Below are 21,589 nucleotides of genomic sequence, written 5' to 3' on the forward strand. Positions count from 1 at the left end.
TGCGTTCGGACGTGGTGTCCGATCCGCACCAGGAGGAGTCGCGGTGATCCGGGCGCGTACTGCTCGATTCGCACGGATTTCGCTGTCCGGCGGATGGCCGCCCCGCGCCCCGGCCGGGTGATCCACCGGGCGGGTGGTGCCCGAGGGGGGCGACCGAGGGGTGGCGATCAGTCGCGGGGCAGTCGGATGGTGAACTCGGTCGCGCCCGGCCGGCTGTCCAGTTCGATCGTGCCGCCGTGCGCGACCACCAGCGAGTGCGCCACCGCCAGCCCGAGGCCGCTGCCGCCCCGGTCGCGCGTGCGGGAGTCGTCCACCCGGTAGAACCGGTCGAAGATCCGGCCCTGGTCGGCCTCCGGGATGCCCGGACCCGAATCGCTCACGCGGATCACCGCGTGGTCGCCCTCGACGCCGACGGACAGCGCCACGGGCGTGCCGGGCGGCGTGTGCAGGGCGGCGTTCGCGAGCAGGTTGTCCACCACCTGCCGCATCCGCATCGGGTCGAACCGCAGCCGCACCGGCTCCGGACCGGCGAGCACGGTCAGCGGGTGGTCCGGGCGGGCGGCGCCGAACGCGTCCGCCGCCTCGCGGATCAGCTCCGCGAGGTCGCCCCGCGACGGTCGCAGCGGCGTCTCCGACTCCGCCGAGTCCAGGCGGGCCAGCAGCAGCAGCTCCTCCAGCAGCACGCTCATCCGCGCCGCCTCCGAGCGCAGCCGCTCCAGGTGCGCCTCGCGCTCCTCCGGCGCGTTCGCCGCCGCGTAGCGGAACAGGTCGGCGTAGCCCCGGATCGACGTCAACGGCGTGCGCAGCTCGTGCGAGGCGTCCGCGATGAACCGCCGCAACCGCTGCTCCGCCGCCGTCCGCGCCGCCAGCGACGAGTCGATGTGCTCCAGCATGGTGTTGAACGCGGTCCGCAGCTCCTCGACCTCCGCGCCACCGCCGACCGCCTCCGCCCGCACCGCCAGCCGGGCCGAGTCGGTCAGGTCGTGGGAGGTGATGTCCCGCGCGGTGTTCGCCATGTCGCTCAACGGCTGGAGCCCGCGCCGCAGCACCGCCCGGCCGATCACCACGAACGCGACGAGCGCCAGCACGAACGTCGCCACCACGACCGTCACCAACTGCCGCACGGTGGTGGTGATGTCGTTCATGGGCGCGGCGCTGACCAGCACGACCCCGCCGCCGACGGGGCAGCCGCGCAGCCGGTACGTGCCGTCGCCCTCCAGGTACGCGGTGCGGAACACCGGCTGGGTGCCGGTCACCTCCCGCGCGACCTCGCCCAGCTCGACCGCGTCCCGCGGCAGGTCGGCGGGCAGGCGCGGGGTGGCCCGGCCGTCCCGCACGTCGTAGACGGCGACGAACCAGCCGTAGACCGACTTGTGCAGCTCGCCGTAGTCGAAGATGTCCTTCTCCAGGTCGATCTGGGTCAGCTTCATCTGCTCGTCGAGCTTGCGCTCCAGGTAGCCCTCCATGTTGGTGACCATCACCGTGCCGACGGCGGCGAACACGCCCAGCGCGAGCGCGGCCAGGGCGAGGGCGAGCCGCGTGCCCAACCGCCGTTGGCGGCCGAACAGCCGGTGCCAGGCCGATCCGAGGCGCGACGCTCCGGCGGCCATCAATCGGGGGCCTTGCGCAGGGCGTAGCCGACGCCGCGCACGGTGTGGATCAGCGGCTCGTGCCCGTCGTCGAGCTTGCGCCGCAGGTGCGACACGACCAGCTCGACCACGTTCGACCGGCCGCCGAAGTCGTACTCCCACACGTGGTCCAGGATCTGCGCCTTGGTCAGGACGGCGGGCGAGCGGCGCATCAGGTAGCGCAGCAGCTCGTACTCGGTGGGCGTGAGGGTGACCAGCCTGCCGCCCCGGCGGACCTCGCGGGTGTCCTCGTCCAGCGCCAGGTCCGACACCTTCAGCACCGACCGCTTCCACTGGGGCCCGGTGCTGCGCCGCAGCACGGCCCGCAGCCGCGCCATCAGCTCCTCCACCGAGAACGGCTTCACGAGGTAGTCGTCGCCGCCCCTGGTGAGGCCGGCGACCCGGTCCGCCGTGCCGTCGCGCGCGGTGAGGAACACCACCGGCACCATCGCGCCCGACGACCGCAGCCGGTCCAGCACGGTGAACCCGTCGAGGTCGGGCAGCATCAGGTCGAGCACCACGATGTCGGGGTGGAACTCGGCGGCGGCGGCCAGCGCGGCCTCGCCGCTGCCCGCCGTCGCGGCCTGCCAGCCCTCGTACCGGGCGACCGTCGCGACCAGGTCCGCGATGTGGGGCTCGTCGTCGACGACGAGCAGTCGAACCTCGTTGGGCTTGTCCACGCCCACATGGTGCGCCAACCGCCTCAGGTGCGGGAACCCGCCCGTCACGCGGCCCTTGATCTACAGCGAATCGACAGGTTGGGGACAGGTGCCGGGGGTGGCGGCGTCGGGTCCGCCCCGCTCGGTGGGTGCGGCGCGGGTCGGCGCGGGGTCGTGCCCGGTCGGTTCGCGCGCCGTTACCCGGCCGGCGCGGCCGAACGCGGTCCGCGCCGCGCGCGGGCTGGTGAACACCGGCGGCGGCCCGTCCCACCGGCCCAGCGCCGACAGCGTGCGGAACCGCATGGCGCGCACCACTTCCCGGAACCGGAGGTCGTCGTCGGCGGGGAAGGTCCCGGCCGCCTCCGCCAACCGGCCCAGGTTCGCCAGCACGGCGGCCCGGTGGGCGCGCACCTCCGTCTCGTCGATCCACCACGCCCACGGCGGCGCGCGGTCGTCGTCGTCCAGCGCGGCCCACGCCCGGTCCACCGCGCGCAACGCCTCGGCCTGCCGGCGCGTCCGGGAGTGGACGCGGGCCCGCCGCAGCGCGAACATCGCCCGCACCCTGGTCGACCGGGTGGTCGACTCGCCGCGCGCCACCAGGTCCAGCGCCGCGCGGAAGCGGCCGACGTGGGTCTGCTGCATGGCCATGTTGAGCAGCGTGGGCGTCCGGGCGTCGTCGTCGCGGGCCAGGGCCAGTGCCGCCAGGTTGTGGGCGTGCGCCTCGGCCTGGCGCTCCTCCTCGAACAGGATCCAGCCCGCCACCCCGGCGAGTTCGGCCAGCGCGCCCGCGTTCGCGGCGGTGACCGGCGGCGCGGCGCGGAACGCCCGCACGGCCAGGTCGCCGAGGCCGCGCACGCCGGGGCGGGCGTCGAGGTCGAGCAGCAGCCGGGTGACGGCCCGGATGCCGGCGGGCACTACAGGCCGACCACCGGCGGGGCATGGCGCTCGTCGTGCAGGAACTGCTCCTCCGGCTCGTCGCGGGGGCAGCAGTGCGCCCACGCGGCCGGCCCAGCCTCCGGGAGGGGCCGGGGTGGCGGGAGCGGCTCGGCCCAGGGCGGTTCGGGTGAGCGCGGTCCGGGTGAGCGCGGGTCGGGCGAGGGGCCGCGCCGGGTCGCGGTGCCGGGCGGTTCGGGTGTCGGGTGGGACACGGGCACCTCCGGGTGATCGCCTCGACGCCGACGTTACCCGCCGGACCGGGACGGCGGCAGGCCCGACGACCGCAGGCACGGGCAGCGGGGGCCCGGCGGTCGCGGGCGCGAACCGCCGTCGACGCGGCGGCGGGCCGGGTGTGATGGTGCGCACGCGCTCTGCTACGGTTCCGGGCACGGGTTTCCCGCTCTGCGCAGGTCAGCCGGGTACCGCGCTCGGGGCGTGCCCCGGCGCCGACCGCGTGGAGAGCCGGCCTCGGTCGCACGCATTCGGGAACGTGCGGCCGAGGCCGGCTGTCATCCCGCTACTCGTAGCGGCCGTAGTCGAACTCGGCTCCCACCACGGAGTGCCCCAGATCGCTGCCCAACCGCGTCAGCAGGTCCACCAGCTCCAGCCCGGCCAGCCAGTCGCGCGGCAGCGCCGCCGTCCCGTGCAGCGCGCCCAGGATGTTGCCGGTGAGCGCGGCGGTCGCGTCACTGCCGCCGGAGTGGTTCGCCGCGGCGCGCAGGGCGTCCACGACCTCCGACCGGCGGGGGTACACCAGCACGGTGTGCACGGCGATCGCCAGCGCCTCCGGACCGGTCCAGCCGCTGCCGAGCCGGTCCACCCGCACCGAGTCGAACCCGAGCGCCCGGTGCTCCTCGGCGAACACCAGGGCCCGGTTCAGCGAGTTCGCCGTGTACGGGTCGTCGCGCAGCACCCGCCCGATGACCTGCTCCACGGCCTCGCGCAGCGGTCGCCCGCGCACCGCCACCAAGTGGATGAGCAGCGCCAGCGCGCCGCCCGCCACCCAGCCGCCCGTCCCGCCGTGGGTGAGCGCGGCGAACCGGCAGCCCAGGTCGTAGGCGATGTCCGCGGTCGGCGCGAACCCCGCCGGTGCGGTCCTCGTCACACCGTTGCACCCGGAGGACTCGTTGTGCGGCTCCTCCGGGGTCGGCGCGGTGTCGGCCGCGAGCGCGCGCAGGCAGGTGAGGCCCGGCGACCGGCTGGAGTACAGCCGCTCGTCGCCGACCAGCCCCGTCGCGCCCGGCTCCGGCGCCGCGACCTGCTGGGTCGTCAGCCAGCGGCGGTAGCTCTGCCACACCATGTCGACCGGTTCCCACTCGCCGGTGTTCCGGCCGCGCACCCACGCCCGCAGGTAGCCCTCGGCGGTGAACAGGGTCAGCTGGGTGTCGTCGGTGACCAGAGCGGGACGCGGTGGTTCCAGAACACCCTCCGGCCCGTGGTCTCGTTGGATATCCGTCCACCCGAGGTACTGGATGGGCGCGCCAAGGGCATCGCCCAGGGCGCCGCCCAACAGGCAGGCGGCGCCGCGGTCGACCACGCTCTTCGGCTCGCGCGGCACTTGCCCTCCTGCACTGCGTCGTCCGGGGTCCAAAACCCTAGCCGTCGCGAGGTCGTCCGGTCATGGGAGCACGAATAGTTGAGCAAACAACATCTACTCACAGGTATCCACCGGGGCCGCCGGCGCACCTCACCTGTGACCGAGCCGAACTGACCGGAGCACGTACCGAGGCGGGGGAGGGGCATGGTCGACCGGAGCAGGAGCGGGCTGGAGTTCGGCGTCCTCGGGCCGTTGCAGGTGCTCGCCGACGGCCGACGGCTCGTCATCGGGCGCCGGGGGATGCGCGGCCTGCTCGCGATGCTGGTCCTGGAGGCGAACCGGGTCGTCCCGATCGACGAGATCGTGGACAGCCTGTGGGCGGACGACCCGCCCGCCACGGCCCGGACCATCGTGCACGGCTACGTCTCGCGGCTGCGGCGGATGCTGGAGCAGGCCGACCCGGCGGGCTCGGCGCGCATCCTCACCACGCCGCCGGGCTACCAGCTGGCGGTCGACCCGTGGCGGCTGGACTTCCACCGCGCGCGCCAGCTCGTGTCGTCGGCCAGGGGCAAGCCCGCGCCGATCCGGGCGCAGCTCCTGCGCGAGTCGCTGGGGCTGTGGCGCGGCCAGGTGCTGGCCGACGTGCCCGGCGCGCCGATCACCACCGACCTGGAGGAGCTGCGGCTCGCCGCGCTGGAGGAGCGCGTCGAGGCGGAGCTGGAGCTGGGGCGGCACCTGGAGCTGGTGGGCGAGCTGCGGCAGCTCGTGGGCGAGTACCCGTTCCGCGAGCGGCTGGTGGGCCACATGATGCGCGCCCTGTACCGGTCGGGGCAGCGGGCCGACGCGCTGGACGCGTACCAGCGGTTCCACCGGCGCGTCGTGGACGAGCTGGGCATCGACCCCGGGCCCGAGCTGCGGGTGCTGCACGAGCAGGTGCTGCGCGACGACCCGGCGCTCAGCTCGCCCGGCCTGGTCGAGCAGGTCGCGTCGGTGCCGCCCCGGCCGGGCGTGGTGGTGCCCGCGCAGCTGCCCGCGGCGGCCAGCGGCTTCATCGGGCGGGACGAGGAACTGGCCTGGCTGGACCGACTGTGCGACGCCCGCGACCTGAACACGACCACCATCGCCGTGGTCAACGGCGCGCCGGGGATCGGCAAGAGCGAGCTGGTGGTGACCTGGGGGCACCGCCGGGCCGAGCAGTTCCCCGACGGGCTGCTGTTCGCCTCGCTCAACGGGTTCGCGCCCGACCGCGAACCCGTCGAACCCGCCGAGGTGCTGGCGCGGTTCCTGCTGGCGCTGGGCGTGCCGTCCGACGGCGTGCCGCGCGACCTGGACGACCGGGTCGGCCTGTACCGGTCGGTGCTGGCCAAGCGGCGGGTGCTGGTGGTGCTGGACGACGCGCTCGGCCCGGAGCAGGTGCGGCTGCTGCTGCCGCCCGGCGCGGGCTCGGTGGTGCTGGTGACCTCCCGGCGGCGGCTGGAGTCGCTGGTGGTCAGCAACGGCGCGCGGATGCTGACGCTGGACGCGCTGCGGGACGACGAGTCCGTCCGCCTGGTCGACGAGGTGGTCGGCAAGCCCCTGTCCGAGCAGGAACCCGTGGCCACGCGGATGCTGGTCGAGCTGTGCGGCAACCTGCCGCTGGCGCTGCGGATCGCGGCGGCGAAGCTGGTCTTCAGTCCCGAGTGGACGGTCGAGGCGCTGGTGGCGCAGCTGTCGGACGACGACGCGCGGCTGCGCACCCTGGACCTCGCCGACACCGGGGTCGGCGTGGCGCGGGCGCTCGCGGTGTCCTACCGCAACCTGCCGCCGGAACTGGGCGAGACCTTCCGGGCGGCCGGCCTGGTGCCGGGCCGGTGGGTGAGCCCGCACGCCATCGCCGCGCTCTGCCGGACCGACCTGGGCACCGCCGCGAGCCGATTAGCCGACCTCGCGGACGCACACCTGCTGGTGGAGCAGTGGCGTGGCGGGTTCGTGCTGCACGACCTGGTCCGCCTGTACGCCCGCGAGGTGCTGGGTGACGAGCACCCCGACCGCCGGACCGCCGCGCTGCGCAGGCTGATGGACCACTACCTGGCGGCGTGCGACCACGCGCGCAGGCTCATCCGCCCGGCGTCCGACGGGCTGGACTTCGCGGGCGGCGAACCGACCGCGCCGCGCCCGGCCACGGCCGGCCAGGCGCTGTCGTGGTTCGACAAGGAGTGGCCCAACCTCATCGCGCTCGTGCACGCGGGCGCGGAAGTCGGGCTGCACCAACAGGTCTGGCAGCTCGTGCGGCTCGTGCACAGCTACTGCGTGGCCAGGCTGGTCAGCCGGGAGTGGCACGCGATCGCCGAGTTCGGCCTCGCGTCGGCCCAGGTCGCCGACGACCGGCTCGGCGAGATGCTGGTGCTGCACGCCCGGCACGCCATCAACATGCGCACCGGCGCGCTGCGCGGCACGCTGGCGGAAGCCCGGCGCGCGCACCGGATCGCGGAGGAGCTGGGCGAGCCGCGCTACCTCGTGATGACGCTGGACCAGCTCGCGACCACCCTGTCCGCCGAGGGGCACTACGAGGAGGCGCTCGGCTACTACCGCGAGGCCGTGGAGATGGCCCGGCGCGACGGCGACCCGCACGGCGAGGCGACCGTGCTGAACAACATCGCGCAGGTCGAACAACGCCTCGGCCAGCTCGAAACGGCCGTGCAGCACCAGTTCCAGGCGATGAAGATCCACCACGACAACGGTCACGAGCGGGCCTACGTGGTGGCGATGGGCAACCTGGCCGAGCTGTACGCGGAACTCGGCCTGCTCGCGGAGGCCGAGGAGAACGCGCGGCAGGGCGTGGAACTGGCCCGCGGCGGTTCGATGCTGTTCGAGGAGGCGTTCGGGCGGCAGGTGCTGGGGACGGTGCTCGCCAAACGAGGCGAAACCGTTGCCGCGCAAGCGGAGCTGGCTGAGTCCTTGCGGCTGTTCGAGCGCCTCGGGTCGCCGCAGGCGATGGTGGTCCGAACGGTCCTGGCCGCCTTGACCACCGAGGTTTAGCGAATGTTTAGCACACAACTATGGATCCGTGGGAACTTGGACGCACGCGCTGATCAACGCTGAGGCGGATCGGCGCGTCGGGTGGCTCTTGGAGGGGGACGCCAGGGGGGAAGCCACCCGGGCACCGGCCGGCCGGCATTCGGGGGAGAGTGCCGGCCGGCTGTGTTCGATTGCCGCTGTGTTCAATGGCCGCTGCTTCGCAGACGGCGGGCGAGGCCGCCTGGAAGTCGGGCCATCGCGTCCGATTCCCGCCGATCGAAAAGCGTGATCGGCGGGAATCGGACGCGACACCCCGACGCGGCCTCGCGGTGCGGGTCACCACTGGCCCGACCCGACCCCGACTCGGCCTCTGGCTGCCAGGACCGGCCGCGACCAGGTCGAACCGCCACCGTGACCGTCCCCGCGCCGCGAGGCCGCGTCGGCCTGTCGCGCCTGATTTCCCGCCGATCCCGCTTTTGGATCGGCGGGAAATCAGGCGCGATGGGCCGACTTCCAGGCGGCCTCGCCTGCCTCGGCGGAGCCGAGGCCATCGAACACAAGCAACTCCGGGCGTTTGGGGGCCAGGCCGTCGCCCATCGACTCGCCGCGCAGTTGGCGGCCGATCCACGGCACCACGTGTTCGCGCGCCCACTTCAGGTCGTGGCGGCGCTGGGTCATCCAGTCCTCGTTGTCCAGCGGCGGCCACGGCGTGCTCCAGTCGTCCTCCGGCTTGAAGCCCAGGACCTCCGCCGCGCGCAGCGCCACCCGCCGGTGGCCCTCGGGCGACAGGTGCAGCCGGTCCTCGCTCCACGCCCGGCGGTCGTGCAGCACGGACATCGACCACAGGTCGACCACCCGGCAGTGGTAGCGCTCCGCGACCGACCACAGGTGGCTGTTGTAAATCGCGATCTTGCCGCGCAGCGAGCGCAGGAACGGCGTGTGCTTCGGGTCGAAGCCCGTGAAGATCAGGACCTCGCTGCCCGCCGCGCGCAGGTCCGCCACCGCGATCTCGTACACCTCGGCCAGCGCGTCCGGGTCCGAGCCGGGCACCAGGAGGTCGTTGCCGCCGCCGCAGAACGTCACCAGCTGGGGCTTGAGGCCCACCGCCAGCGGTATCTGCTCGTCGACGATCTCCTGGAGCATCTTGCCCCGGATCGCGAAGTTCGCGTACCGGAGGCCGGGCTGGTGGGTCGAGATCATCCCCGCCAGCCGGTCCGCCCACCCCAGGTAGGTCCCGTTCGGGCCGGGGTCGTCCATGCCCTCGGTGAAGCTGTCCCCCAACGCGACGAAACTGGTCAACTCGTCCATCCCGCGTCCCTCTCCTCGCTCGCGGCACCCCCGTGACCGCGCAAGACAGGATGCCCCCCGAGGCCGACCCGGCGCCACCGCCCCGTGGGAACGGTGTTACCGAAGAGACACCCGATGGTGGGATGTCTGTCGGGTTTGGGCGTTTCGTCGCCCGTCGGCCGGCCGGTGTCGGGGGTGCGCGTGACCGCGAGGTGGATCAACGCGAGGAGAGGCCCCGCGACGACGTCGGGCGCATGACGTCGTCGCGGGGGTGGGCCCGCTGTCCGGTGGAGCCGCCGCCGACCATCCCCCGGACAGCGGGGGTCGTGGGCCGGTGCGCGAGGAGGGCCGCCGCCGAAACCTCCCCGCGCACCGGGGTCCGTCAGTCCCCCGCCGCCACGGCCGGCGGGACGGGGGTCTCGTACGCGGTGCGCAGGCGCACCTCCGCCTCCGGCGGCGCGCCGAGCGCGTCCAGGCCGAGCAGGGCCGCGCCCACCACCGGCGGCACGTCCACCACGCGCACCCGCGCCAGCGGGGCCAGGTCGCGCAGCCGGTCCCGCACCGCGCCGACCACCACGTCGCGCGTGCCGGTCACCACGCCGCCGCCGAGCACGACGTCCACCTGCTCGTCCAGCAGCGCCAGGCGGCTCAGCGACACCGACGCGAGCAGCGTGATCTCCTCGACCAGTCGGTCGACCACCGCGCGGGCCACCGCGTCGCCGCCCGCCGCGACCTCGAACAGCAGCGGGCACAGCGCGTGCGGGTCGAACTCGACCTGCTCGAAGTGCAGCCGCTCGACCGCCTCGGCCATCGTTCGCGTGCCGTAGTGGGAGAGCAGCGCGGGCAGCAGCCCGGTGGGCGCGCCCCGCCCGTCCTCCGCCCGCACGGCCAGCCACAGCGCCTCGCTGCCGATGTGCCCGCCGCCACCCCAGTCGCCGGAGATCCGGCCCAGCGCCGGGAACCGGTGCGTGCGGCCGTCCCGCGCCACGGCGATGCAGTTGATGCCCGCGCCGCACACCACGGCCACGCCGATCCCGTCGGACGTGCCCGCGCGCAGCAGGGCGAACGTGTCGTTGCCGACGACGGTGGACGCGGACCAGCCGCGCCGCTCGATCGCGGCGCGCAGGTCCTGCTCCTCCTTCGGCAGGTCCGCGCCCGCGAGGTAGGCGGCGGTGTGCGCGGCGATCGGCTCGTCGGCGGGCAGCCCGGCCCGGTCGGCCGCCTCGCGCGCCAGCCCCTCGAACACCTCCAGGCTGCGCGCCAGGCCGACGTTCTGCGGCGACGCGCCGGGTCCACGCACCTGCGCGAGCACCCGCCCCGCCACGTCCACCAGCGCCACGGCCGTCTTGCTGTTCCCGCCGTCGATGGCGAGCACCCGGTCGGTCATCGAGCCCCCTGGTCCTTCGCCCACGGCAGGAAGTCGCGGTTGCGCGCCACCAGCTCGTCGGCCAGCTTCTCGGCGATCGCGTGCTGCCCGACCAGCGGGTGCGCCAGCAGGGCGTCCGCGACCCGGTCCCGCCCGCCGCGCACGGCGGCGTCCAGCGCCAGGTGCTCGTACGCGGTGACGTGCGCGACCAGCCCCGAGATCGACGGCTCCAGGGGGTCGACCGGCAGCGGTCGCGCGCCCTGGTCGGTCACCACCGCGGGCACCTCGATGACGGCGTCCTCGGGCAGGAACGGCAGCGTGCGGCCGTTGCGGACGTTCACGACGTGCTGCTCCGCGCCCGCGCCGCCGGTCAGCGCGTGCACGAGCTGCACCGCCGCCTCGGAGTAGTACGCGCCGCCGCGCTGCGCGAGCTGCTCGGGCTTGGTGACGACGCCGACGTCGCCGTAGATGCCGAGCAGCTCCTTCTCCACGTTGGCCACGACTTCCGCGCGCGGCGGGTCGGTCTTCTGCTTCCGGACCACCTCGTCGTGGTCGTAGAAGTACTTCAGGTAGTACGACGGCACCATGCCCAGCCGCCGCATGAGGTCGCCCGGCACGCCGATGTGCTCGGCGAGCGCGTCGGCGTGGTGCGCCAGCAGCTCCGGGAGGCGGTCGACGCCGTCGACGAACACGCCGCGCTCCCACGTGAGGTGGTTGAGCCCGACGTGCGCGAGCCGCACCGACTCCGGCTCGACCCCGAGCAGCGCGGACGTCCAGCGCTGGAACGTGATCGCGACGTTGCACAGCCCGACCGCGCGGTGCCCGGCCTGGAGCAGCGCCCGCGTGACGATGCCGACCGGGTTGGTGAAGTTCACGATCCAGGTGTCGTCACCCGCGACCCGCCGCACGCGCTCGGCGATGTCCAGCACCACCGGCACCGTGCGCAGGGCCTTGGCCAACCCGCCCGCGCCGGTCGTCTCCTGCCCCACGCAGTCGCAGACCAGCGGGAACGTCTCGTCCTGCGCGCGGGCCCGCTGCCCGCCGACGCGGAGCTGGAGCAGGACGGCGGACGCGCCGTCGACGCCCTCCTCCAGGTTCGCGGTGGTGCGCACCACCGCGTGGTGGCCGGCGTGCCGCAGCAGCCGCTGCGAGAACGCGCCGACGACGTTCACCCGTTCCTCGTCCGGGTCCACCAGCACGATCTCGTCCACCGCGAGACTGGTGCGCCGGCCCGCGATCCCGTCCACCAGCTCGGGCGTGTAGGTCGAGCCGCCACCGACAACGGTGAGCTTCATCCTTTGACTCCAGTGAATGTGATGCCCTTGACGAACGAGCGCTGGGCGAAGGCGAACAGCACGACGGCGGGGAGCATGGTGAGCAGCGTGACGGCCATCGCGAGGTTCCACTGCACGTGGTGCAGGCCCTTGAACGAGGACAGGGCCAGCGACAGCGTCCACTGGTCCGGCTTCTCGCCGGTGTAGAGCAGCGGGCCGAAGTAGTCGTTCCAGGTGAAGAGGAAGCAGAACAGCGCGGTGGCCGCGATGCCCGGCCGGGCCATCGGCACGATGATCCGCACCAGGGCCTGGAACTCCGAGCAACCGTCCACCCGCGCCGCGTCCACGTAGGACTGCGGGATGGTGAGGATGAACTGGCGCAGCAGGAAGATGCTGAACGCGTCGAACAGGAAGTACGGCGCGATCAGCGGCCACAGGGTCCCGGTCAGGCCGAGGCTGGACCACGAGTCGTACAGCGGCACGGCCACCACCTGCGGCGGCAGCATCATCGCGCCGACGACGAGCAGGAAGACCGCGTTACGGCCCCGCCACTTCAGCTTCGCCAGCGCGTACGCCGCCGGGATCGACGACAGCAGCATCCCGGCCGTCGCCAGCAGCGAGTACATCAGGCTGTTGCCGAGGTACTTCAGCAGCGGCGCCTTGTCGAAGACCTCCAGGAAGTTGCCCCAGTGCCACTCGCGCGGCCACAGGTCCTTGGTGAACGCCTGCGCGTCCGACATGACGGCGGTCAGGAACACGAACACGATGGGCAGCGCGAACATCAGCGCCAGCGCGAGGCCGAGGCTGTGCACGGCCACCCAGTCCAGGGCACCGCGCCAGTCGCGCGCCTTCGGCCGCGCCTGCGCGGGCGAGTCGAGCACGGCGGTCATGCGCCCGCGCTCCCTTCCTCTTGGTGCGTGGCCTTGCGCATCCGCTGCACCAGCAGCGCGGTGGCGGCGAAGGAGACGACGAACAGCACGGTCGCCATCGCCGAGGCGTAGCCCATGTCGAAGTACCGGAAACCTTGCGTGTACAGCCACACCGGGAACGTCAGCGTCGAGTTCTCGGGGAACCCGAGGTACCTCGTCGCACCGGTGATGTCCGCCGCGCCGCTGGCCGCGGAGCCCGCGACCACCGCCTGCGTGAACAGCTGGAGGGAGACGATCACCGAGTTCACCACGCCGAACATCAGCACCGGCGAGATCGTCGGCAGCGTGATGTGCCACCACCGCCGCGCGGCGCCCGCGCCGTCCAGCTCCGCCGCCTCGTACTGCTCCTGCGGGACGTCCAGGATGGCCGCCAGGATGATGATCATCAGGTCGCCGGACACCCACAGCATCACCGCGGCGATGCCGGGCTTGGCCCACGCCGGGTCGGCGAACCACAGCGGGCTCTCGACGCCGAACCAGCCGAGGAACGCGTCCAGCGGGCCCTCGTTCGGCCGCATGACCAGGAAGAACGACAGGACCGCCGCGACCGGCGGCGCGAGCGACGGCAGGTAGCACAGGGTGCGCACCAGGCCGACGCCGGACTTCAGGCGGGCGATCACCGACGCCACGCCCAACGCGAACACCACGCGGGCGATGGTCAGCACCACCACGAACCACAGGGTGTTGTAGACCGCCGTGAGGAACAGCTTGTCGGCGAACATGTACGTGTAGTTCTCGAACCCGATCCACACCGGCGGGTTGATCAGGTCGTAGTCGGTGAACGAGAACCCGACCGTCGCGATCAGCGGGTAGGCGAAGAACACGGCGAACCCGGTGATCGCCGGCGCGAGGAAGGCCAGCACGGTCAGCCGGTGTCGGGCGCGGGCGCGGGACCGCCCCTTGGCGGGGGCGGCCCGCACCGCGCCCACGCGTTCGAGCGTGGCGGTCATGGCTACTTGCCGCTCTTCGCGATCTGGTCGTCGATCTGCTTGTCGACGTCCTTCAGCCCGGCCATCAGGTCGGGCACCTTGCCCGCCTGCCACGACGTCGCGAAGTCGCCGATCGCCTTGATGTGCGCGTCACCGATGGGCGTCACGGGGTTGCCCTTGAGCTTGCCGCTCTGCGCGAGGTCGATGAACGTCTTGAAGTTCTCGTCCACCTCCAGGCGCGGGTCGGCCAGCCCCGCCTTGGTGTTCGGGATGTTCTTGATGGCGTTGGCCAGGCCGACGATCGTGTCGGTGTCCAGCGACATGTGCTTGATCAGCTCCCACGCCGCGCCGGGGTTCTTCGCGCCCTTCGGCACACCCATGATCGTGCCGGTGGTGAAGCCCGTCCCGTACAGCTCCGGCTTGATCGTCGGGAACGGCGCGGTGCCGAAGTTGACGTTCGGCGCCTGGTCCTCCAGGAACGCGGTCCGGTACTCGCCGTCCATCATCATGGCGATCTTCTGCTGGTGGAACGCGTGGTCGCTGGAGTACTCCTGGCCGAGCCCGGCGCGGAACCGCTCCAAGGCGTCGAAGCCGTAGAAGTCGACCAGTTCCTTCTGGAACTTCAGCATGTCCGCCCACTCGGGCGTGGCCAGCGACGACTTGCCGTCCGGGCCGGTCCACTCCGCGCCGAAGTTCGGCGCCCAGATCGGCGGGCGGTTGGCGTAGAACAGCATGGTGGGCAGGAAGCCCGCGACCTCGATCGAGCCGTCCGCCGCCTTCTTGGTGGTGCGCTTGGCGAAGTCCAGCAGCTCGGCGGTGGTCTTGGGCGGCGCGCTGATGCCGGCCGCGGCGAACATGTCCTTGTTGTAGTACAGGCCGTACACGTCGCTGAGCATCGGCATCGCGCAGCGGGTGCCCTTGTACTCGGTGTAGGAGCGCACCGCGTCGGGCATCTGCGAGAGGTCGACCTTGTCGCGGTCGATGTAGGGCTTGAGGTCCTGGAACGAGCCGGACGAGCAGAACTGGCCGATGTTGTCGGTGGTGAACGACACCGCGACGTCCGGCGGGTTGCCGCTGCGGATGCCCGCGGTGATCTTGTCGTCGTCCTGGCTGCCCTCGTGCTTGATCTCGGCGTTCGGGAACTTCTTCTTGAAGCTCTGCAACGCCTTGGTGACCTCCTCCTGCTCGCGGCTGGAGTAGTTGCTCCACATGGTCAGGGTGAACTTGTCGTCCTTGCCGGGAGCGGCGCCCACGCCGCCCGGCTGGTCGGACTTGCCCGCGCCTGCCGCGCAGGCGGACAGGGAAACCGCAGCGGCCACGCATAGCAACGCTGCGCGGGGGAACTTGCGCATGTGCTCTCCTTCTCAACGTGCGGACGGGGACGTCGTGCGGCCCTCGGTCGAGCGCTCGGCCGGTCGGCCCGGCGGCCGGCCCTCGGTGGGTCCTCGGGTCGCGTTCCGGGTCGGTGTCCGGTCGGGCTGATCGGGTGTCGGGTGGGTCAGGCGTTGTGCGGGCCGCGGAAGGGTTCGGTCGTGGCGGCGGGTAGGCCGAACACCTGTTCCCTGACGACCGACAGCGCGGAGTGCAGTGCGCCGGAGCGCACCGGTTTCCCGGTCACCAGGGCGAGTCGGACGGGGGTGCGGGGCACCACCAGCTTGCGCAGCTCGGCGGCGACGAGGTCGGCGAGCGCCGTGCCGCCCGCCTGCGCGATGTCACCGGAGAGCAGGACGAGTTCGGGGTCCAGCACCGAGATCACGTTGGCCACGCCGGTCGCGATCCGGCGGGCGAGGTCGACCAGGAACTCCCGGCCGGGCGTGCCCTCGGCCAGGGCCTTGCGCACGGCGGCCTGCCCGCTGCGCGCGGACACCCCGTGCGCGCGGGCGAGCCGGACGATGGCGGCGTTGTCGAGCAGGTCGCCGTAGCGGCTGCCGCCCCGCTCGGTGCCGGTCTCGGCGGTGGCGTGGTCGGGGACCTGCATCGCGTCTATCTCGCCCGCGCCGCCGGTCGCGCCGCGCAGCAGGACGCCGTTGACGACCACCGCCGCGCCCACCGCGTCGGCGGGCCAGAGCAGGACGAAGTCCTTCACGTTCGTCGCGCGGCCGGCGACCATCTCCTCCAGCGCGACCAGGTTGACGTCGTTCTCGACGGTGACCGAGGTGCCGAGGAGGTCGCGGAGCCTGCCGGGGATGTCGAAGCCCTCCCAGCCCGGCATGTGCGGCGCGTAGTTCAGCTGACCGGTGGCCGGGTCCACCGCGCCGGGCGAGCCGACGACGACGTGGTGCAGCACCTCGGGCGAGAGCCCGGCCTGGTTGGCGGCCTTGGTGACCGCGCCGTGGAACGCCTCCAGCACGTCGGCGCGCGGCATGGGCGCGCTGTGCTCGGTGACCAGCGCGCCGGAGATGTCGGCGATGGCGACGTCGACCGTGTCGGGGGTGAGGTCGATCGCGGCCACGTGGGCGAGCGCGCCGTTGACGGTCCAGAGCTGGGCCCGCGGACCCCGCCCGCCGCCGCGCAGGCCGTTCCGCAGGACGGTCCCCTCGGTTTCGAGGCGGGTCAGGAGCTGGGCCGTGGCCGGCTTGGAGAGCCCGATGATGCCCTCCAGCTCGGAGCGCGTGAGCGGTCCGTTGCGCAGCAGGGCCTCGATCGCCGCGCGGTCGTTGATCTCGCGCAGCAGACGTGGGCTCCCGGCTCGCATCCCGCCTCCTGTCTGTTAACTTTCCAGACGATTTCGGGCCACGGTAGTGACGGCCCTCACCCCGGTCAATGCCCCGAGACGGGTCCGTTACCTGGGTTAGGTTTGCCTAAGGCACCCTGGAGGCATGACCGACACCCGTGAGTCGCTGGCTCAGCTGCTTGGTGGGCGCGGGGGTGCGCTGGACGCCTCCCTGCCGCCGTTGGCCTTCGCCCTGGGCTGGGTGCTGGCGGGGCGGTCCATCGCGGTGGGCGCGCTCGCCGCCGTGGTGTGCGGCGTGGTCATCGGTGTCGTGCGGGTCGTGCGGGGTGACCGGCCGCGGGCGGTCGTCGTCAGCGTGGCGCTGGTCGTCGTGGCCGCGTACGTGGCGCTCCAGACCGGGCGGGCCGAGGACTTCTTCCTGTTGCAGGTCTTCCTCAACGCGGCCAGCGCGCTCGTGTGGGCGGCGAGCATCGTCGTCCGGTGGCCCCTGCTGGGTGTCGTGGTCGGGTTCGTGACCGGGCAGCGGTTCCGGTGGCGGCGCGACCCGGACCTGATGCGCGCCTATCGGGCCGCCAGCTGGCCTTGGGTGGGGCAGTACGTGGTGCGGGTGGTGGTCTTCGGCGCGTTGTGGCTCACCGGGCAGGTCGTCGTGCTGGGTGTCATGCGGGCGGTGCTGACGTGGCCGTTGCAGGCGGTGTGCATCGCGGTCAGTTGGTGGGTGTTGCGGCGGGCGTTGCCGGCGGATCACCCGGGGTTGCGGCATCCGCGCGTTGAGGAGTCGGCGCGGGGGTGAGGTCGGTGGAGCGGTGTGGGGAGGGTGTCGGGGCGTAGAAGCGGGCGCTCGCCGCTGGGCAGGCCGCCAAGGAGGGACAACACGAGGCCAGGGCTCTGCGCGGCGCGGGCGAGGGCGGGTGTTTGCCCGGCGTGAGTGGGGGCGCGTGGGTGGGGGTCAGGATGGGCGGGGGGCGTTGTCGCCCAGGATTTCCACTGCGGCCAGCCAGGCCGCGCCGGCCGCGCCTTCGGTTGCGGTGCGGATGGGGGCTCGGGTGCGGTTGGCCAGTTCCGCGCGGAGGCGGGTGCCCAGGGGGTGGGCGTGGATCAGGCTGCCCACCAGCACGATCGGGGTGTCGTCGTCCTCGGTGCGGTCGGCCAGGGCCAGGGTGGTCAGGTGGGTCACCGCCTCGGTGATGATCCGGTCGGCGCTCGGGGCCGTCCTGTGGGCGGTGACCAGGGGCGCGTAGCGGGCCAGGGCGATCGGCCTGGACTGGTTGGCCGTGGTGATCAGGTGGCGCCAGGCGGTTCGCGGCGGGGTCGGGGTGATGCCCGCCTTGTCCAGCACCGCCCTGGTGAGGGCGTCGAGCGCGTCCGTCTCCAGCGCGCGCAGGGTCGCCCGCACGGCTTCCCGGCCCAGCCAGTAGGCCGAGCCCTCGTCGCCCAGCAGCCAGCCGTAGCCGCCCGACGTCGACGTCAGCCGGTGGTCGGTGATGCGGGCCGCGATGGAGCCGGTGCCCGCCACCAGCACGGTCCCGGTCGGTGCGGCCGAGCCCGCCGCGAAGGCCGCCTCGCAGTCGGTGATCACGCGCATCGGGCAGCGCAGGCCCGCCGTCGTCCAGGCGTCGGTGAACAGCGCCGACACGAGCGGGTCGGTGAGCTTGCTCGAACCCGCCATGCCCAGCACCCCGGACTCGACCTTGGCGGCGTCGAGGCCGTCCAGCGCGGCCGTCAGGGCCTGCGTGATGTGCGCCGCGGCCTCCTCCGGCGGGTGGGAGTTGGGGTTGGCCCCGCCCGCCACGCCCTCGCCCAGGCGGGTGCCGTCCAGGTCGAGCACCAGCGCCCTGGTCGCGGTGCCGCCTGCGTCCATTCCGACCACGAAGCCCATTCGACCGAGTATGCCCAAGGGATCGACCGGCCCGGCACACCCGTACGGGTTGCCTCAGCCGCGCGGCTCGACCACCTCGGCCCGTGCCCCTGGACCGTTGTGGTGGTGCAGCAGCAGGAGGCCGCCCGACCGGTCGGCCGCCAGTGAACCGGGGTCGCGGTGGACGTCCAGGCGCGTGCCCGGTTCGGCCACGTAGGACAGCGCGGGCGTCGCTCCGGACCGGACCGCGTAGCCCGGCTTCAAGGGGTCGAACGACATCGGCTCGGCGATCCGGTCGACGAGGCCGTCCTGGTTGCCCGGCGCCGGGTACGAACCGGCGGTGCCCGCCGTGTACGACAGGCGGAACGACGACGCCGCCGGGTCGATGCCGAGCGCCTTGAGGGCGACCGGCAGGACGACCACGTTGCTGTCCATGACGTTGGTGTCGACGTCGCCGTGCCGGCCGTTGACCGGCTGCTCGTCCACGACCTCGCCGTCGGCCACCCGGACGGTCCGGGCGAGCCACACGTCGGCCACCACGCCGCCGTTGCCGTCCAGCGGCTTCCCGACCCGCACGAGGTAGTCGTGCGCGCCGTCGCCGGTCGTGTCGATGCGGATCTCCGGGGTGTTGGGCGCGCCGAGCGTCACCCAGTCGTCCCAGGTCACGACGCCGAACGCGAGCAGCGCGCCGTCCGAGCGGTCGACCGGTGCGGTGGACGCCGCGCCCACGTAGCGCAGGTCGCCGCCCCTGGCCGAGGCGTTCACCGCGCAGTCGACGCCCACGTCCTCGGCGCAGTCGGGCAGCCGGCCGGAGACGCCCTGGAGCTCGAACGCGCTCACCAGCGACCGGTACGCCTGACCGCCGGCGCCCTGGTCGAGCGACCGGCCGTAGAGGCGCAGGGGGGCGGTCGTCCCGCCCCGGAACGCGAGCGCGCCCGCCGCCACGTCGGCCACCGGCTCGGGCGCCGCGTACACCGGCACCCGCAGGGTCGTCGCGCCCGAGGTCAGCAGCACGCGCCCGGACGCCTCGGCGAGGAACTGGCGCGCCACGCCCGCCTGCTCGCCGGCCACGGTCGGGTCGGCGACCTTGCGCAGCTCCCACGGCAGGACGCGCAACGTCACGCGGACGTCCGCGGTCCCGCCCGCCGGCACCTGGACGACGCGAGGCCAGACCTCGACCTCCGTGCCGGGCACCGCCGTGGCCGCCCGGTAGGACGCGGTGAGCGTGCGCGGCTCGTCGCCCTTGTTGACGACTCGCACCGTCTTGGTCCGCCACGTCGGGTGGGCGGCCGCGACCGGGCCGAACGACACGCCGACCGAACCGGGGTTGTCCCGCACCATCGCCAGCAGGTCCGCGGCCACGGCGGCCGCGGCGTCGACCCGGCCCGCGCCGACCCGCATCGGCGCCTGCTCGACACCGGTCGCGTGGTCGTCGCCGGACCGCACCTCGCCGCTCGCGGTGTTCATCACCGCCGCCTTGACCTCCTCCACCGTCCAGTCCGGGTGGGCCTCGCGGACCAGCGCGCCGATGCCCGCCACGTGCGGCGCGGCCATCGACGTGCCGCCCATGCCCACGCCGTCGTCGCCGGTGCCGGCGGCGGCCGACAGGATGGTGTCGCCGGGCGCCGCGACGTCGGGCTTGGCCGCGACCGGGCCGCGCGCGCCGCGGGCGGAGGACGGCGTGATCGTGTCGGCCAGGGACGGTGTCGTGGTGGGCACCGAGCCGCGCAGCGCGCCCGCCATCCGGACCCGCAGGTCGCCGGCGGCGAGGGCCGGGCGGACCCGCTCGGTGGCCGTGCCGGTGAACTGGAAGACCGGGATGTCCGCGTTGCCCCCGATGGCCGCCGCGAACACGTCCTTGGTGGCAGGCAGCAGCACGCCCACCGCGCCGGCGGCCTTGGCGTGGTCGGCCCGCGGGCCCGAACCGCACCGGCGGGTCGCGTCGGACTCGTCCCACTCCAGCCAGGCGATCCGGCCCGCGAGGTCCTGCCGGATCGGGTCGCAGCCGTCGGCGTTGGCCGGGTCGGCGAGGGTCACCACCGGTGCGGTCAGGTCCAGCGCGTCGTAGCCGGGGTAGTTCCGGCTGTACTGGCCGGGCCGCTCGCCGCCGCCGGGCACGGCGACGCCGTCGAGGAGCGCGAAGCCGTCCCGCGTGTTGGCCACGGCCAGGGCTTCCGGCGTGTTCGCGGGCGAGCCGCCGACGTCGTAGAGGTCGCCGCCGTTGCCCGCCGCCGCCACGACCAGCACGCCGTGCTCCACCAGCTTGCGCACGAACCGGCCGTCCGGGTCGTCCTGGCTGCCGAAGTCCGAGCCGAGGGACAGGTTGACGACGTCGAGCCGGTCGGCGAAGTCACCGTCGCCGTCGGGGTCGAGCGCCCAGTCCAGCGCCTGCGCGACGAGGTCGGTCGACCCGGTGCAGCCGAACACCTTCAGGGCGTACAGCTGTGCCTCGGGCGCGGTGCCGGGGCCGATCCGCAGGGTGTCGAGGCGCGCGTCGGTCAGCTCCCGGTGGTCGCCGGTGAACGTGCTGCCGTCGGCGTTCTGGCCGTACCCGGCGGCCGTGCCCGCGACGTGCGTGCCGTGGCCCTGGCAGTCCATCGGGTTCGGGTCGGGTCGGGGAGTGGCCTTGGCGGGGTCGTCGGCGTCGTACGCGTCGCCCGCGAAGTCGTGGCCGCCGACGACCTTGGCGGTCGGCGTCCACGGCCCGGCGCGGTCGACGGCCGCGTGCGCGGCGGGCGTGCCGGGGCCGCCGAAGTCGGCGTGCGTGTAGTCGACGCCGGTGTCGACGATGCCGATCCGCACGCCGGCGCCGTGGCGGCCGGTCCGCCGCCACACCTCGGCGGCCCCGGTCAGCCGCACCGAGCCCGCGTTCCGCACGGACTTCGGCACGGCGCGCCGGACGGCGGTGACCTCGGGCAGGGCGATCAGCTCGCGCACCTCCGCCGCGTCGGCGGTGACCACGACGCCGGGCACGGCGTTGACCGTCCTGGCGACCTCGCGCGTGGCGGAGTCCCTGCCGCGCAACACCTCCAGCACGCGGGTGGCCTGGTCGCCGATGCGCTGCCGGGACGCCAGCGCGGCGCGGGCGGCCCCGGCGTCACCCGCGCCGCGCGCCTTCTCGCCGTCGAACGCCGCGGCGGCGGGCGTCCCGGCGAGTTCGACGAACGCGGTGACCGGGCCGGTGGCCCCGGCGAGGCCGGCACCGACGTGCTCGGCCGGTCCGGCGTCGGCTCCCGGCACGCGCCCGACCGCCGTCCGGTCGGGCGGCACCGGCTCCGCGAGCGGCTCGTCGGCGGCGACCGCGCCCGGCGTGGTGAGCGCGGCGATCAGTGCGGCGATGGCGGCGGACGCCCGCACCCCGCGGTGGTGTCTCATCGGAACCCTTCGTCGACCGGTTCGGGCGCGCGTCGGACCTCGTCCCATGCCGGGGCGCGGTCCGGTTGCCGTCGGGTCGCGACGGTGCGCACACGAATGGTCGCAGCGGGTGGCCGGCTGGCGAGTCATCGGAGGGTTCA

The 21,589-nt window shown here is 73.7% G+C and carries 15 protein-coding genes; 2 read left to right on the forward strand and 13 right to left on the reverse strand.

Going from position 1 to position 21,589, the window contains the following annotated elements:
• Positions 1 to 167: 167 nt before the first annotated feature.
• The 4 genes from C8E97_RS03660 to C8E97_RS03675 all read right to left on the reverse strand — a co-directional run bounded on the left by C8E97_RS03660 (position 168) and on the right by C8E97_RS03675 (position 4,781).
• Positions 168 to 1,610 (reverse strand): sensor histidine kinase, encoded by a 1,443-nt coding sequence (locus C8E97_RS03660; RefSeq protein ID WP_121001625.1) that lies wholly within the window; start codon positions 1,608 to 1,610, stop codon positions 168 to 170.
• A complete protein-coding gene (locus tag C8E97_RS03665; protein WP_121010702.1) occupies positions 1,610 to 2,308 on the reverse strand; it encodes a response regulator transcription factor in 699 nt (232 codons plus the stop codon). Before C8E97_RS03665 ends, C8E97_RS03660 begins: the two co-directional genes overlap by 1 nt.
• A 60-nt stretch (positions 2,309 to 2,368) precedes the next feature.
• Positions 2,369 to 3,613, reverse strand: coding sequence for an NsdA family TPR-like regulatory protein (locus C8E97_RS03670; protein WP_484336670.1), 1,245 nt, complete (start codon positions 3,611 to 3,613; stop codon positions 2,369 to 2,371).
• 127 nt (positions 3,614 to 3,740) lie between these two features.
• Entirely contained in the window at positions 3,741 to 4,781 is a 1,041-nt protein-coding gene (locus C8E97_RS03675; protein WP_121001629.1) for an ADP-ribosylglycohydrolase family protein, read from the reverse strand.
• Between the two features lie 183 nt (positions 4,782 to 4,964).
• Here C8E97_RS03675 and C8E97_RS03680 point away from each other — a divergent pair, with 183 nt between their 5' ends.
• The gene (locus tag C8E97_RS03680) at positions 4,965 to 7,778 is read left to right on the forward strand and encodes an AfsR/SARP family transcriptional regulator (RefSeq protein WP_121001631.1); all 2,814 of its coding nucleotides are present in this window, start codon (positions 4,965 to 4,967) and stop codon (positions 7,776 to 7,778) included.
• Between the two features lie 471 nt (positions 7,779 to 8,249).
• Here the strand turns inward: C8E97_RS03680 and C8E97_RS03685 are convergent, their stop codons facing one another.
• From C8E97_RS03685 to C8E97_RS03715, 7 genes are all read right to left on the reverse strand, one after another.
• Positions 8,250 to 9,065 carry an SGNH/GDSL hydrolase family protein gene (locus C8E97_RS03685; protein ID WP_121001633.1) on the reverse strand — a complete coding sequence of 272 codons (816 nt, stop codon included), beginning with the start codon at positions 9,063 to 9,065 and terminating at the stop codon, positions 8,250 to 8,252.
• Between the two features lie 361 nt (positions 9,066 to 9,426).
• The gene (locus tag C8E97_RS03690; RefSeq protein ID WP_121001636.1) at positions 9,427 to 10,431 is read right to left on the reverse strand and encodes an N-acetylglucosamine kinase; all 1,005 of its coding nucleotides are present in this window, start codon (positions 10,429 to 10,431) and stop codon (positions 9,427 to 9,429) included.
• On the reverse strand, positions 10,428 to 11,705 hold the full coding sequence (locus C8E97_RS03695; RefSeq protein ID WP_121001638.1) for a 6-phospho-beta-glucosidase: 1,278 nt from the start codon (positions 11,703 to 11,705) through the stop codon (positions 10,428 to 10,430). Before C8E97_RS03695 ends, C8E97_RS03690 begins: the two co-directional genes overlap by 4 nt.
• Positions 11,702 to 12,574 carry a carbohydrate ABC transporter permease gene (locus C8E97_RS03700; protein ID WP_121001640.1) on the reverse strand — a complete coding sequence of 291 codons (873 nt, stop codon included), beginning with the start codon at positions 12,572 to 12,574 and terminating at the stop codon, positions 11,702 to 11,704. The genes C8E97_RS03695 and C8E97_RS03700 overlap by 4 nt, the downstream gene beginning before the upstream one ends.
• Entirely contained in the window at positions 12,571 to 13,563 is a 993-nt protein-coding gene (locus C8E97_RS03705) for a carbohydrate ABC transporter permease (RefSeq protein WP_121001642.1), read from the reverse strand. Before C8E97_RS03705 ends, C8E97_RS03700 begins: the two co-directional genes overlap by 4 nt.
• A gap of 2 nt (positions 13,564 to 13,565) precedes the next feature.
• The gene (locus C8E97_RS03710; protein ID WP_121001644.1) at positions 13,566 to 14,894 is read right to left on the reverse strand and encodes an ABC transporter substrate-binding protein; all 1,329 of its coding nucleotides are present in this window, start codon (positions 14,892 to 14,894) and stop codon (positions 13,566 to 13,568) included.
• A 146-nt stretch (positions 14,895 to 15,040) separates the two neighbouring features.
• Positions 15,041 to 16,237, reverse strand: a complete 1,197-nt coding sequence (locus tag C8E97_RS03715) for an ROK family transcriptional regulator (protein ID WP_121001646.1) — start codon at positions 16,235 to 16,237, stop codon at positions 15,041 to 15,043.
• 124 nt (positions 16,238 to 16,361) lie between these two features.
• On the opposite strand from C8E97_RS03715, the gene C8E97_RS03720 reads away from it, so the two are divergent.
• Positions 16,362 to 17,009: a DUF3159 domain-containing protein gene (locus C8E97_RS03720; RefSeq protein ID WP_121001648.1), complete on the forward strand. Its 648-nt coding sequence runs from the start codon at positions 16,362 to 16,364 to the stop codon at positions 17,007 to 17,009.
• Positions 17,010 to 17,165: 156 nt separating this feature from the next.
• Here C8E97_RS03720 and C8E97_RS03725 read toward each other — a convergent pair whose 3' ends face one another.
• Complete coding sequence (locus C8E97_RS03725) at positions 17,166 to 18,095, reverse strand: N-acetylglucosamine kinase (RefSeq protein WP_121001650.1); 930 nt, start codon at positions 18,093 to 18,095, stop codon at positions 17,166 to 17,168.
• Positions 18,096 to 18,149: 54 nt separating this feature from the next.
• Positions 18,150 to 21,449, reverse strand: a complete 3,300-nt coding sequence (locus C8E97_RS03730) for a S8 family serine peptidase (protein WP_246018659.1) — start codon at positions 21,447 to 21,449, stop codon at positions 18,150 to 18,152.
• Positions 21,450 to 21,589 lie beyond the last annotated feature (140 nt).

This window comes from Saccharothrix australiensis, assembly GCF_003634935.1.
Lineage (GTDB): Bacteria > Actinomycetota > Actinomycetes > Mycobacteriales > Pseudonocardiaceae > Actinosynnema > Actinosynnema australiense.